Annotated in this window: 13 protein-coding genes and 1 rRNA gene; 13 read left to right on the top strand and 1 reads right to left on the bottom strand. The window is 71.4% G+C overall.

The features are described 5' to 3' along the window. Nucleotides 1-106: ribosomal RNA gene (gene rrf, locus DEI92_RS06710) — 5S ribosomal RNA — on the top strand; the annotation flags it as partial. Nucleotides 107-444: 338 nt separating this feature from the next. Here the strand turns inward: rrf and DEI92_RS16510 are convergent. Then, the gene (locus DEI92_RS16510; protein ID WP_181434718.1) at nt 445-1,356 is read right to left on the bottom strand and encodes a hypothetical protein; all 912 of its coding nucleotides are present in this window, start codon (nt 1,354-1,356) and stop codon (nt 445-447) included. 198 nt (nt 1,357-1,554) lie between these two features. Between DEI92_RS16510 and DEI92_RS06705 the strand changes: the two genes are divergently transcribed. From DEI92_RS06705 to scpB, 12 genes are all read left to right on the top strand, one after another. Beyond that, on the top strand, nt 1,555-2,331 hold the full coding sequence (locus DEI92_RS06705) for a hypothetical protein (RefSeq protein ID WP_309147132.1): 777 nt from the start codon (nt 1,555-1,557) through the stop codon (nt 2,329-2,331). 97 nt (nt 2,332-2,428) lie between these two features. Beyond that, the gene (locus DEI92_RS06700) at nt 2,429-3,415 is read left to right on the top strand and encodes an HAD-IIA family hydrolase (protein ID WP_258370100.1); all 987 of its coding nucleotides are present in this window, start codon (nt 2,429-2,431) and stop codon (nt 3,413-3,415) included. A 10-nt stretch (nt 3,416-3,425) separates the two neighbouring features. Further along, on the top strand, nt 3,426-3,578 hold the full coding sequence (locus DEI92_RS16505; protein WP_181434694.1) for a hypothetical protein: 153 nt from the start codon (nt 3,426-3,428) through the stop codon (nt 3,576-3,578). Between the two features lie 112 nt (nt 3,579-3,690). Further along, nucleotides 3,691-4,578, top strand: a complete 888-nt coding sequence (locus tag DEI92_RS06695; RefSeq protein ID WP_111012823.1) for a TlyA family RNA methyltransferase — start codon at nt 3,691-3,693, stop codon at nt 4,576-4,578. Continuing rightward, nucleotides 4,575-5,498, top strand: a complete 924-nt coding sequence (locus DEI92_RS06690; RefSeq protein ID WP_111011366.1) for an NAD kinase — start codon at nt 4,575-4,577, stop codon at nt 5,496-5,498. Before DEI92_RS06695 ends, DEI92_RS06690 begins: the two co-directional genes overlap by 4 nt. Continuing rightward, nucleotides 5,495-7,189: a DNA repair protein RecN gene (recN, locus tag DEI92_RS06685; RefSeq protein ID WP_111012822.1), complete on the top strand. Its 1,695-nt coding sequence runs from the start codon at nt 5,495-5,497 to the stop codon at nt 7,187-7,189. Before DEI92_RS06690 ends, recN begins: the two co-directional genes overlap by 4 nt. Nucleotides 7,190-7,367: 178 nt before the next feature. Further along, nucleotides 7,368-9,092, top strand: coding sequence for a CTP synthase (locus DEI92_RS06680; protein WP_309147131.1), 1,725 nt, complete (start codon nt 7,368-7,370; stop codon nt 9,090-9,092). Between the two features lie 146 nt (nt 9,093-9,238). Beyond that, nucleotides 9,239-9,844, top strand: a complete 606-nt coding sequence (locus DEI92_RS06675) for an NUDIX hydrolase (RefSeq protein WP_258368754.1) — start codon at nt 9,239-9,241, stop codon at nt 9,842-9,844. A 133-nt stretch (nt 9,845-9,977) separates the two neighbouring features. Beyond that, a complete protein-coding gene (locus DEI92_RS06670) occupies nt 9,978-10,985 on the top strand; it encodes a site-specific tyrosine recombinase XerD (RefSeq protein WP_258370099.1) in 1,008 nt (335 codons plus the stop codon). An 86-nt stretch (nt 10,986-11,071) separates the two neighbouring features. Continuing rightward, the gene (locus DEI92_RS06665) at nt 11,072-11,935 is read left to right on the top strand and encodes a ParA family protein (RefSeq protein WP_111011364.1); all 864 of its coding nucleotides are present in this window, start codon (nt 11,072-11,074) and stop codon (nt 11,933-11,935) included. Further along, the gene (locus DEI92_RS06660) at nt 11,919-12,773 is read left to right on the top strand and encodes a ScpA family protein (protein ID WP_111012821.1); all 855 of its coding nucleotides are present in this window, start codon (nt 11,919-11,921) and stop codon (nt 12,771-12,773) included. The genes DEI92_RS06665 and DEI92_RS06660 overlap by 17 nt, the downstream gene beginning before the upstream one ends. Then, entirely contained in the window at nt 12,763-13,479 is a 717-nt protein-coding gene (scpB, locus tag DEI92_RS06655) for an SMC-Scp complex subunit ScpB (RefSeq protein WP_111012820.1), read from the top strand. Before DEI92_RS06660 ends, scpB begins: the two co-directional genes overlap by 11 nt. Nucleotides 13,480-14,121 lie beyond the last annotated feature (642 nt).

The following is a 14,121-nucleotide window of genomic DNA, read 5'->3' as shown; positions in this document are numbered from 1 at the left end:
TAGCGAGAGGGAAACGCCCGGTCACATTCCGAACCCGGAAGCTAAGCCTCTCAGCGCCGATGGTACTGCAAGGGGGACCTTGTGGGAGAGTAGGACACCGCCGGACTCAACGTGAAGATGTGGCCATCGGCCCTCCATCGGACTCCTGGGACTCGTTCCCCGGATGCCGATAGGGCCGGTGGCCATTTCTGTTTAACCCGGTGCGCCGTCGCGCCATGTGTGCGGATCCATCCGGCACGTGGTGGACTGAGCGTGGACAACGACACAGTGAACCGTCTCCGGTACGACCTCCGGATGAACGTACGAGGAGCCATGGTGGCCGACAGCCCCGAAGACGAAGCCCGCGACGACCGGCGCAACCGACGCGACGGAACCTCCCGCTCGAGCAGTGGTCGAGCAGGTGACGGTTCCACCGGGGCACCCGGTTCTGGCGCTGGTCCTCGATCAGGGGCTGACGGTCGGCGCGGTCGATCGGGTGACGACCGGGGCGCCGCATCGTGGCGGGATGCCGGACACCGGCGGGAGAACGGTGAGCGGCGTGACGTCGTGCGCCCCGACGGCGATCGTGGTCCCCGAGGAGGCCGGAGCTCTGAGCGCGGCGGGTACGTGCGGGGACCCCGGGAGTTCGAGCGTCGCGACGATCGGGGCGGCAGTTCGTACCGAGGGGGACCGCGAGACGGCAACGGCCGCGGTGTCGAGGGTGGACCTCGAGGATCCGGCCGTGCCGACGGTGATCGTCCTGGGCGCCTGCAACGTCCTTCCGAGGGGGAGCGTCCGCGCCGCGACGGGCGGGACTTCCGGGCGAACGGCACCCGTACGGACCGCCAGGGATGGCGCGACGACCGCGGGCGCGGACAAGGCGGTGCGAGGCCCGATCATGGCGGCGTCGGTCGGGGTGCGGCGGGGCGAGATGATGGCCGGGCCTCCCGTCCGGCAGACGGCGGTCGCCGTCCGTACGGCGACGACCGCACACGCTTCGGCGACGACCGACGTGCCCGGAGCGACGAAGGCAGGCGGTTCGGCGACGACCGCCGGACGCGCGCTGACGACCGCCGACCGTACGGCGACGACCGGCGTGAACGGCGCGATGATCGCGGACCTGCCGGGGCCGGCCGTCGTGCTGGTTCCGATGGCGGCCGTTCGGGCGGAGCCAGCCGCGGGCAGGGTCCGCGCGACGGTCGACCGTACGGCGATCGTGACGACCGGGCGCGCGGCCAGGACGGGCGGGTCGGCGGTCGCGAGCGTGCGCGCTTCGGTGACGGCTCCCGGTCTGCAGGTGCTCGCTTCGGTGAGGGGTCGCGGGACGCCTTCGTCGACCGCGATCCGTTCGGTACTCGGTCCATCCGTCCGCGTCACGACGACCCGGACGTTCCCGAGGGCATCCAGCCCCGTGATCTCGACATCCAGGCGCGCGCCGAGCTGAAGACGCTGAGCAAGGACAACTCGGACTGGGTCGCGAAGCACCTCGTGGCCGCAGCACTCCTCATCGACGACGACCCGGAACTCGCGCACGCGCACGCGGTCAGCGCCGGACGTCGGGCTGGACGCGTCGCCGTGGTCCGCGAGACCCTGGCGATCACGTCCTACCGACTGGGTGACTTCGCGTCTGCTCTCCGGGAACTCCGGACCTACCGCCGTATCTCGGGGCGCAACGACCAGCTTCCGATGATGGTCGACTGCGAGCGCGGACTCGGCCGTCCGGAGCGCGCACTCGAGCTGGGACGGTCCGTCGACCGCGCGGCACTCGACGTGCCCGTGCAGGTGGAACTCGCGATCGCGATGTCCGGAGCCCGGCTCGACCTCGGGAATCCCACAGCGGCGCTTGCCGAGTTGGAGATTCCACAGCTGGACCCGGCGACGGCCTACAGCTGGTCGCCGTCGCTCTACAGTGCTTACGCGGCGACGCTCGAAGAGCTCGGCCGCCAAGACGAGGCCGACGAATGGTGGGCCCGTGTCGATCGTGCTACCGCGGCGCTCGCCGAGGCTGCTGATGAGGATGCTTGGGAGACGGTGGATGTGGTCGAGGAAGCGATCGACGGAGCGGACGACGAGCGAGGCGAGGACGACGAGCGAGGCGAGGACGACGAGCGAGGCGAGGACGACGAGCTTGCCCCCGTCGACTCCGGGCGAGCCGATGGCAGTGGGAGCGACGACGGGGAAGCACCCAGCGACGGACTCGTCGAGCGCGGAGACGGCGTCACCGGTGACGACGGCATCGACGAAGGGCCCGACGTCGCCGGCGTCATCGAGTCGGATGACATCGACGACGAAGCGTTCGAGATCGACGAAGCCGACCCGATCGACGTCGACGGATCCGGAGCAGACCGCTGATCGGTCTGGATCGAAACCGATCGCGGGCGCGGTCGATGTGCACGACGATGGGTCCGGATCGGCGCGCACCGACTCGGACGACGCAGCTCGTCCTCCCTTGGACGGCATCGACCTCGTCCTGACGGACCTCGACGGGGTCGTGTACCGCGGCGCCGCGGCGATCCCGCACGCGGTCGAGGCACTCACCGCGGCGTCGGCCACGGCCCGCGTCGGCTACATCACGAACAACGCGTCCCGGCGCCCGGCCGACGTCGCCGAGCACCTGCGTGGCTATGGCCTCGAGGTCGGAGCGGACGACGTCGTCACCTCGTCGCAGGCCGGCGTCCGGCTCCTGTCGACGCTCGTGCCAGCGGGGGCGACGATCCTCGTCATCGGTGGAGTCGGGTTGACGAGCATCGTCGAGGCCGGGGGCTTCCGGGTGACGGACTCCGCCGACGACGAGCCAGCGGCCGTGATCCAGGGGTTCTCACCGGATCTCGGGTGGCGACAACTCGCCGAGGCGTCGTTCGCCCTGGCCCGGGACATCCCCTGGGTGGCGACGAACATGGACTGGTCGATCCCGGTCGAGCGCGGCATCGCCCCGGGCAACGGCACACTCGTGGCGGCGGTGCACAACGCGGTGGGACGCATGCCCGTCGTCGCGGGCAAGCCAGAACGGGCGATCTTCGAGACGGCGGTCGAGCGGTTCGGGGGAACGCAGCGACTGTTCATCGGCGACCGGCTCGACACGGACATCAAGGGTGCCAACGACGCCGGTATCCCGAGCGTGCTCGTGCTCACCGGTATCGACCAAGCGAAGCAGGTCCTCGCCGCGGATGAGCGATCGCGGCCGACGTGGGTCCTCGGTGACCTCCGCGGTCTCGCCGAGCCGTACCCGGTGACGCACCGCGAAACCGACCGCGACGGAGCGCGGATCGTGCGGGTCGGTGGGGCACGCGTGAGGATGCAGGCACACGTCGTTCGCGTCGAGGAGCGCGGCGACGACTCCCTCGACCTCCTGCGGGCAGGGGCGACTGCGATCTGGGAATCGGGGCTCGCGATCTACGGTCTCGACGTCGATCCGGCGCTGTACGGCGGCGAGTAGCCTGGACCGTATGGGTGAGCACGACGAGACCGGAGGGGACGCATTGATCTCCCGAGTCCGGCTCATCGAGGACCAGCCGCTCCCCGAGCGCGCCGACGCCTTCGCGCAGCTCCATGACGAGCTCCGCACGCGTCTCGAGGGTGGTGGCAGCGCGAGTGCGTGACGGGCGGCCCGCCGCGGGTGCTCGGACCGCTGGTGACGCCGATGCCGGTGTGCACGCTGGTTCTGGTTCTGGTTCTGGTTCCGGTGCTGCTACCGGTGCCGTGGAGCGTTCGATGCGGCTCGACGCGCTGCTCGCCGAGCGGGGACTCGTGCGGTCCCGGACCGCCGCCGTGAAGCTGGTGCAGGCGGGCCGGGTCGCGGTCGACGGCATCACCGCGGTGAAGCCGTCGTCGCCGGTGCGCCCCGACGCCACACTCGCGGTCGAACCGGACGACGACTGGGTGTCGCGGGCGGCGCACAAGCTGGTCGCGGCGCTCGACGCCTTCGAGGTGGACCCGGCGGGCAGGGTGGCGGTCGACGTCGGGGCATCGACCGGCGGCTTCACGCAGGTGCTCCTCGAGCGAGGAGCGTCCCGGGTCATCGCGCTCGACGTCGGTCACGGGCAGCTCGACCCCCGCGTGGCGTCGGACCGCCGCGTCGTTGTCGTCGAGGGGATGAACGCCAGGAACCTCGAGCCCGATGGCTTCCGCGCCCTGGATCCCCGGGCCGCGGCCACGACTCTGGTCGTCGCCGACCTGTCGTTCATCAGCCTTCGACTCGTGCTCCCGGCGCTGGCCGACGCGGTCCCGGCCGACGAACACGTCCTGCTCGTGAAACCGCAGTTCGAGGTGGGGCGGACGGGCATCCGCGAGGGCATCGTCCACGATCCTGACCTCCGCGACGACGCCGTCATGAACGTGCTCTGGACCGCGCACGACCTGGGGTTCGGCGTAGCGGGCGTCATCGCGTCGCCAATCCTCGGTACGCACGGGAACCACGAGTTCCTCGTGCACCTGGTGCGGGGCGGCGGGACACAGCCCACGGAGTGGCGATCCCGGGTGACGGCGCTCGCAGCGAACGCCGTGCGGGGCACGACGTCCGTGCGGGGCACGGCGTCCGTGCGGGGCACGACGTCCGCGCGGGATCGAACGGGTACGGACAGGAACGAGGAAACGCGATGACCGGCGAACGACACATCCTGCTCGTCTCGCACACCGGCCGGCGGGACTCGATCGACGCCGCGCTCGAGGTGTGCGACCTGCTGCACGCCGCAGGCCTCGTCCCGGTGATGCCGTTCGACGAGTACGCCGACATCCGGCGTGCCGAGGCCTCCGTGGGCCAGGTCGACATCCTCGGGGTCGACGTGCAGACGTCCGAACTCGAGATCGTGATCGTGCTCGGCGGGGACGGGACGATCCTCCGCGCGGCTGAACTGGTGCGCGACGTCAACGCGCCGATCGTCGGGGTCAATCTCGGTCACGTCGGGTTCCTCGCCGAGAGCGAGCGCGACGGGTTGGCCGAGACCGTGCAGCGTGCGCTGAGCGGCGACTACCACGTCGAGGAGCGGGTGACCCTGCAGGTCGACGTCATCCTGGGGCAGGACGTCGTCTACTCGTCCTGGGCGCTCAACGAGGCGACCGTCGAGAAGGCCGCCCGCGAGCGGATGCTCGAGGTCGTCATGGAGGTCGACGGCCGCCCCCTCTCGTCGTTCGGGTGCGACGGTGTCGTCATGTCCACCCCGACCGGGTCGACCGCGTACTCGTTCTCGGGCGGCGGTCCCATCGTGTGGCCGGACGTCGACGCGCTCCTCATGGTGCCGCTCGGGGCACACGCGCTCTTCCAACGACCCATCGTCGTCGGTCCGAACTGCACGTTGGCCGTCGAGGTCCTGCGCCGGACGGCCGGCCTGGGCGTGCTCTGGTGCGATGGACGACGCACCCACGACCTGCCTCCCGGCGCGCGCGTCGAGGTCCGGCGCTCGCCGCAGCCCGTCCGGGTCGCACGTCTCAAGGACGCGCCGTTCACCGACCGGCTCGTCGCGAAGTTCCAGCTGCCGGTCAGTGGATGGCGTGGGCCCCAGCACGACGAGGACGGATCGTGATCGACGAGATCGGGATCCGGGACCTCGGGGTGATCGGCGAGGCGGCGCTGGAACTCGGCCCCGGGTTCACGGTCGTGACGGGTGAGACGGGTGCCGGCAAGACGATGATCGTGACCGCGCTCGGCCTGTTGCTCGGGGCGCGCGCCGACGCGTCGTCGGTACGGCGGGGGAGTGCGTCGGCCGTCGTCGAGGGCCGCTGGCGGATCGAGGCCGACTCGCCGGTCGTCGAGCGCGTCGAGGACGCCGGCGGAGCGGTCGAGGACGGCGAGCTCATCCTGACGCGGACGGTCTCCGCCGAGGGACGCAGCCGCGCGACCGTCGGTGGACGGAGTGCACCGGTCGCGGTGCTCGGGGAACTCGCCGACCGGCTCGTCACGGTGCACGGGCAGTCCGACCAGATCCGCTTGACCTCGGCGACCGCGCAGCGCGCCGCGCTCGACGCCTTCGGCGGCTCGGCACTCCGCGACGCGCTCGCCGCGTACACCACGGCGTACGACCGCTGGCAGCAGCATGCGGGGGACCTCGAGGGCCTGACGCGCGATCGGGAGGAACGCATCCGGGAGGCGGACACGCTGCGGGCCGCGAGCGCGGAGATCGAGGCGGCCGACCCACAACCCGGCGAGGACGTCGAGCTCACGGAACGCGCCGAGCGGCTCGGCAACCTCGAGGAGCTCCGCCTCTCCGCCGGCCTGGCCCACGAGGCGCTCTCGAGCGAGGCGCTCGACGGCACACCCGACGTGGTCGGGCTGGTCGAGGCGTCGCGCCGTGCCGTCGAACGGGTGGTCGGCTTCGACGCGGAACTCGCGCCGATCCTCGACCAGCTCACCGACATCGGGTACCAGGTCGGCGAGGCGGCGTCGACGTTGTCGAGCTACCTCGGCTCGCTCGACGGTGATGCTGCGCACGACCTCGAACTCGTCAACGAGCGACGGGCCGTGCTCGCCGCGCTCGTCCGGAAGTACGGGGACGACGTCGACGACATCATCGCGTTCGGGCGGCGGGCGTCCGACCGTCTGCTCGAACTCGACGGGGACGACGACCGCATCGTGGCGCTCGAGGCCGCGGTGGAGTCGGACCTCGCCGTGCTCGAGGAGACGGCGACCGCCCTCACCGCCGCACGGACGACCGCGGCCGAGGACCTCGCCGCACGGGTGACCGACGAGCTGGCGTCGCTCGCGATGTCCGGGGCTCGACTCGTCGTCGAGGTGACGGATGCCGGTGAGTACCGGCAGGCCGGACGGGACCAGGTCGCGATCCTGCTGCAGCCGCACTCGGGATCCGACCCGCGGCCGATCGGCCGGGGTGCGTCCGGCGGCGAGCTGTCCCGCGTGATGCTCGCGATCGAGGTCGTGATGGCCGGCACGACCACCGTGCCGACGTTCGTCTTCGACGAGGTCGACGCCGGGGTCGGGGGAGCGGCGGCGATCGAGATCGGACGCCGCCTGGCCCGCCTCGCGCGGACGACCCAGGTCGTCGTGGTCACGCACCTCGCGCAGGTGGCGGCCTTCGCCACGAACCACCTGCGGGTCGTCAAGGACGCCTCGGGTGCCGTCACCTCGAGCAGCGTCCAGCGTCTGCAGGGTGAGGACCGACTGCAGGAGATGGCGCGGTTGTTGTCCGGACTCGACGAGAGCGAGAGCGGTATCGAGCACGCGCGCGAACTGCTGCAGATGGCGGCGGCGAGCGTCTGAGGCGGGCGGCGGTCGGGCCTCCCGGCATCCTGCGGGCGCCGTGCGGACCGGACGAGCGCTCCGTCGGCGTCGCGTCCTGGGGGCATGGCGCCGCGACACACCCGGACCGCCGCCGGCACCGCCCGCCGCTCCGGGCGGCATCGACGGGGTGACGCCCCGTGCCATACAATGGAAGCCCGTGGCGGACATCTTCAGCGGCGGTACTCGATCCTCTTCTCCTGACCAGCCCTCCAAGGTCACGAAGCACATCTTCGTCACCGGTGGCGTGGTCTCCTCGCTCGGCAAGGGCCTCACCGCCGCGAGCCTCGGCAACCTCCTCACCGCGCGGGGCCTGCGCGTCGTGATGCAGAAGCTCGATCCCTACCTCAACGTCGACCCGGGCACCATGAACCCGTTCCAACACGGCGAGGTCTTCGTCACCGACGACGGTGCCGAGACGGACCTCGACATCGGCCACTACGAGCGGTTCCTCGACATCAACCTGTCGCAGTCCGCGAACGTCACGACGGGGCAGGTCTACTCGTCGGTCATCGCCAAGGAGCGCCGGGGCGAGTACCTCGGCGACACGGTGCAGGTGATCCCGCACATCACGGACGAGATCAAGCGCCGGATGCGGGAGCAGGCGAGCAACGACCCGCAGCCCGACGTGATCATCACGGAGGTCGGTGGCACCGTCGGCGACATCGAGTCGCAGCCGTTCATCGAGTCGGCCCGCCAGGTGCGACACGAGCTCGGGCGGGCGAACGTGTTCTTCGTGCACGTCTCCCTCGTGCCCTTCATGAACGCCTCGGGCGAGCAGAAGACGAAGCCGACGCAGCACTCCGTCGCCGCGCTGCGCTCGATCGGGATCCAGCCCGATGCGCTCGTGCTCCGCTCGGACCGCCCCGTGTCGGACTCGAACAAGCGGAAGATCGCGCTCATGTGCGACGTCGACGAGGGCGCGGTCGTGAACGCGGTGGACGTGCCGTCGATCTACGACATCCCGACCATGCTGCACAACCAGGGCCTCGACGCGTACATCATCGACGCGCTCGGGCTGTCCGCGGGCCCGGTGGACTGGTCGAGCTGGAACGAGGTGCTCCGCGCGGTGCACGAGCCGAAGCGCGAGGTCACCATCGGACTGGTCGGCAAGTACATCGACCTGCCGGACGCCTACCTGTCCGTCACCGAGGCGTTGCGGGCCGGCGGCTTCGCGCACAACACCAAGGTGCTGCTGAAGTGGGTCGTGTCGGACGAGTGCCAGACGCCCGAGGGTGCGGCGAAGCACCTGGGTGACGTCGACGGCATCTGTGTGCCGGGCGGTTTCGGCGTCCGCGGGATCGAGGGCAAGCTCGGTGCGCTGCGGTTCGCCCGCGAGAACGGGATCCCGACCCTCGGTCTGTGCCTCGGTCTGCAGTGCATGGTCATCGAGTACGCGCGCAACGAGGCGGGTCTGCCGCACGCGTCGTCGTCCGAGTTCGACCCGGAGACGCCGTTCCCCGTGATCGCCACCATGGCCGAGCAGGTCGACATCATCGCCGGCGGCGACCTCGGCGGGACGATGCGGCTCGGCCTGTACCCGGCCGAGCTCGGCGAGGGCACGCTCGCCCGCGACCTGTACGCCGCGGCGAAGGCATCCGAGCGACACCGTCACCGCTACGAGGTGAACAACAAGTACCGCGACCAGATCGCCGACGCCGGTCTCGTTTTCTCGGGGACGTCGCCCGACGGCACGCTGGTCGAGTACGTGGAGCTCGACCGGTCCGTGCACCCTTTCTACATCGGCACCCAGGCGCACCCGGAGCTGCGGTCGCGGCCGAACCACGCGCACCCGCTCTTCGCCGGCCTCGTCTCCGCGGCGCTGGACCGTCAGGAGGCCTCGCGACTGTTCGAGGTGCAGGAGCCGGAGACCGAGTCCGTCTGACCACCGGCGACGCGGACGGGAGGGACGGTGCCAGTCGGTACCGTCCCTCCCGTCGTCCGTCCTCCCCATGTCCGCGTCGCGCTGCGCCGTCCACTGCCGCCCCGGCGGTCGAGTGTCGTCGTCGCTGCGAGGTGCAGGATGGATGCGTGACCGAGACCGCGACGAACGACCCCGAACCCACGCCCGCTGAGACCCCGCTCGCCGACGAGCACCTGGAACCACCGCTCAAGGCGTCCGAGGTCGTGTACGAGGGCGCCGTCTGGGACATCCGGAAGGACACGGTCGACTACAACGGCGAGGACATGGTGCGCGAGTACATCGCGCACACCGGCGCCGTCGCCGTCTACGCCGAGGACGACGAAGGCCGGGTCCTCGTCATCCAGCAGTACCGGCACCCGATCCGCAAGCGGGACTGGGAGCTGCCCGCCGGGCTCCTCGACCAGCAGGGGGAGGACCCGCTCGACGCCGCGAAGCGCGAACTCGGCGAGGAAGCCGACCTCGAGGCCGACGACTGGTCGGAACTGCTCCGCTTCACCCCGTCGCCGGGCGGCAGCGACGAGGTGATCATCGTCTACCGTGCCCGCGGCGTCCGTGCCAAGGACGAGGCGTTCGAGCGCTCCTTCGAGGAGGCCGACATCGTGAAGCGGTGGGTGCCGCGCGAGGACGTCGTGCAGGGCGTGCTCGGCGGCCGGCTCGGCAACGCGATCCTGTCCCTGGCGGCGCTCGCCGTGGACCGGGTCGAGTCCCGCTGACGCGGAGGACCGAGGGCAGGGTCGGGATCGCGGGCTCGGGCCACGTCGGAGGCCCGCTCGACCTCGCGGGGTGGGTCCGCGGGGTGGGTCCGCGTCGGGCGGACCGGGACCTCGGTCGCCTAGCCTGGATGCCGTGACGACGTACGACGCTGCCGTGGGGAGCTACCTGCGCCACGTCGCCGTGGAGCGGGGACTGTCCGAGCACACGCTCGCGGCGTACCGACGAGACCTGACGGTCTTCGGACAGTGGCTGGAGTCGGACCCCGACGGGGCGGTCGTGGTCGAGGACGTCCGACGTCTCACGAAGTCGCACGTGTCCGACTTCGTCACCTCCCTGGCCACCCGGCCCGAGGGGCCGCTCGCGCCCCGGAGCATCGCCCGGATGCTGTCGTCGATCCGGTCGTTCTCGGCGTTCACCGCTGCGGAGGGCGTCCTGCCCGCGGATCCCGCCGCGTCCGTGCGACCGCCGAAGTCCCCCATGCGATTGCCGAAGGCGATCACGATCGACCAGATGGGCGCACTCCTCGCCGCCGTCGACGGAGACGATCCCGTGCAGCTCCGCGATCGCGCGTTGCTCGAACTCCTGTACGCGACGGGGGCCCGGATCTCCGAGGCGGTCGGCCTCAGCGTCGACGACGTCACGGCCCTGCCGCCCGACGATGACGACGAGGACGGGGACGAGTCGGAGATCGCCGTGGTCCGGGTCACCGGCAAGGGCAACAAGCAGCGGATCGTGCCGCTCGGCAGCTACGCGCGAGCCGCCATCGACGCCTACCTGGTCCGGGCCCGGCCGGTGTTCGCCGCGCGCGGCACGGCGACCCCCGCGCTGTTCCTCGGTGTCCGCGGGGCGCGCATGTCCCGGCAGAGCGCATGGCTGGTGATCCAGGCCGCTGCCGAACGCGCCCACCTGACCGCGCACGTCTCGCCCCACACGTTCCGGCATTCGTTCGCGACGCACCTGCTCGAAGGCGGAGCCGACGTCCGGGTCGTGCAGGAGCTGCTCGGCCACGCGTCGGTGGCGACCACGCAGATCTACACGCTCGTGACCGCCGACATGCTCCACGACGTCTACGTCACGAGCCACCCGCGGGCGCGACGACCGACCCGTGCAGGTGTGCGCACCGGCGGCACCCGGGCCTGATTGGCCGCGCGTCGCCGAGCGTGCGGCGCGGGGCGGCGTGGGGTGCGCCTCCCGGCCGCGTCGTCGGCCGCCGCTACGATTGCAGCGTGCCCACGAACCCGACGACCCAGCCCGCGATCGGTCCGACCGGGCGACCCGTTCGGACGTTCCCCGTGCCCGAAGAACTCGACGGCCACGGGCCCGCCCGCATCATCACCCTGTGCAACCAGAAGGGCGGCGTCGGCAAGACGACGACCTCGATCAACCTCGGCGCAGCGCTCGCCGAGTACGGACGCCGCGTGCTCGCGGTCGACTTCGATCCGCAGGGTGCGCTGTCGGCGGGACTCGGTGTCCGCACGCACGACGTCCCCACCGTCTACGACCTGCTCATCGGCACGGTGAAGGACCCCAACACGATCATCCAGGGCACGGGGACGCCCGGGCTCGACGTCATCCCCGCGAACATCGACCTGTCCGCAGCCGAGGTCCACCTGGTCAGCGAAGTCGCTCGCGAGCAGATCCTCGCCGGGGTCCTGCGGAAGGTCTCGCGCGACTACGACGTCATCCTCGTCGACTGCCAGCCCTCGCTCGGACTGCTCACCGTCAACGCCCTCACGGCCGCGCACGGCGTGCTCATCCCACTCGAGTGCGAGTTCTTCGCGCTGCGCGGGGTGGCGCTGCTCATCGAGACCATCGACAAGGTGCGCGACCGGCTCAACCCGGCACTCATGCTCGACGGCATCCTCGCCACCATGTACGACTCCCGGACGCTGCACTCGCGCGAGGTCATGGAGCGGGTCGTCGACGCGTTCGGCGACAAGGTGTTCGAGACCGTCATCGGGCGCACCGTGAAGTTCCCCGACGCCACGGTCTCCGCGCGACCGATCACCCAGACCGCGCCCGACCACCCCGCAGCGGCTGCGTACCGGGCGCTCGCGCGGGAACTCGTCTTCCGTGGCGCCGTCGCCTGACCCGACGCGGACGGCACCGGAGGCCCTGACCGCGTCGGCCACCGAGACCGACGGGCGCCCGGGGTTCCGGGTGACGCTGGCGAACTTCGACGGGCCGTTCGACCTGCTCCTGTCGCTCATCACCAAGCGTGAACTCGACATCACCGAGGTCGCGCTCAGCGCCGTGACCACCGAGTTCATCGCATACGTGCGGGCGGCCGAGAGCGCTGAGGAGCTCGACGAGGCGAGCGAGTTCCTGGTCGTCGCCGCCACCCTGCTCGACCTGAAGATCGCGGGGCTGCTGCCACAGGGCGAACTCGTCGACGCCGAGGACGTCGCCCTGCTCGAAGCACGCGACCTGCTGTTCGCGCGGCTGCTGCAGTACCGGGCGTTCAAGCAGGCCGCGCACTGGTTCGGGGCGCAGTGGGACACCGAGGTGCGCCGGCACGTCCGGTCCGTGCGGCTGGAGGAGCGGTTCCGGGCTCGGACCCCGGAGCTCGTCTGGACACTGTCCGTACAGGACTTCGCGGCGCTCGCGGCCGTCGCACTCGCCCCGCGCGAGATCCCGACGGTGGGGCTCGACCACCTCCACGCGCCGCTCGTCAGCATCCGCGAGCAGGCCGCGATCGTCGTGTCGATGCTCCGCAACGGCGGCGAGGTGACGTTCCGGCAACTGATCGCCGGCGTGACCGAGACGGGTATCGTGGTGGCTCGCTTCCTGGCGATCCTCGAGTTGTACCGGAACGCCTCCATCGCGTTCGAACAGCTCGAGCCCCTCGGGGAACTCACCATCCGCTGGACCGCGGACCACTGGTCCGACGAGAGCCTCGCCAACTTGGGAGCCGACTATGACGGATGACAGCAGCGGCGGTCGTGCCGGCGGCTCCGACGAGCCCGGCGGCGCCGACGAGATCGCCGAGGCCCGCTTCGCCGAGCAGGAGCTCCGTGAGGGCGAGGCAGTGGACGCCGCGAACGGCGCCGACGCTGCTCGGAGTGGCGCGGCAGGCCTCGGCGTGCCGATCGACCGTCAGATCGAGGCGATCCTGATGATCGCGGACGAACCCCAGACCCCGATCGCGCTCGCGACCGCGGTCGGCGCGCCCGTGCCCGCGGTCCGGCAGGCCATCGACCGCCTCGTCCATGACTTCGACGGGGCGGACGGCGGGGTCCGCCGCGGGTTCGAACTCCGTGAGGTCGGCGGCGGTTGGCGCTTCTACGTCCGGTCCGAACTCGACCCGGTGGTGGAGCAGTTCGTGCGCGCCGAACGTCCCGCCCGTCTCTCGCAAGCAGCGCTGGAGACCCTGGCGGTCGTCGCCTACAAGCAACCGATCACACGTGCTCAGATCGCGTCGATCCGCGCCGTGAACGTGGACGGTGTCGTTCGGACCCTCGTGGCTCGCGGACTCATCGCGGAGTCCTTCACCGACAGCGAGACCGGCGCGATCAACTACGTGACCACGGACCTGCTGCTCACCCAGCTCGGGATCAACACGCTCGAGGAGCTGCCGCTCATCTCGCCGCTCCTCGAGGACGGCACGGAAGGATTCGCCGATGGCCGCGCATGACGACGACCGGGACCCGAGGGGGCGGGATCGGTCCGACCGATCGAGGCCGGACGGGAACGGGCACGGCCGGGCTCGTCCCGGTGCCGGAGGCGCTGATCGTGGTCGTCCGGATCGAGACGGTCCGGATCGCGGCCGTCCCGATCGCGGCCGGCCGTACAGCGACCGTGGGCGCGGTGACGGCGCCCGTGGTGACCGGCCGATCGACGGTCGGCCGTACGGCGACCGTGGTCGCGGCGACAGCGCCCGTGGCGAGCGGCCGAACGACGGTCGGCCGTACGGCGACCGTGGGCGCGATGACGGCGCCCGTGGCGAGCGGCCGTACGGCCAACATCCGTCCCGCGACCGTCCGACGGGAGGCTTCGGTTCGCGCGGCGAGGGTCGCCGTGGGGGCGGGCCCGAGCGACGTCGGGACGACCAGAGCGATCGTTCGAGTGTTCCGCGGGACGAGCGCTTCCGTGGCGGGCGACACGGCGGGGACGACTCCCGGCGGCGAGCCGGGCGTGACGATCGCCGACAGGACGACCGGGGTGGCCGCGAGCGGGACTCCCGGGCCGGCCGCGAGCGGGACCCCCGGGCCGGCCGCGGGCAGGACCCTCGACGCGACGCGCAGCGGTCCGACCCCGCGGACTCGCGGGTGTGGCA

The organism is Curtobacterium sp. MCBD17_034 (assembly GCF_003234515.1).
Lineage (GTDB): Bacteria > Actinomycetota > Actinomycetes > Actinomycetales > Microbacteriaceae > Curtobacterium.
This window is presented reverse-complemented; position numbering and strand designations above follow the sequence as displayed.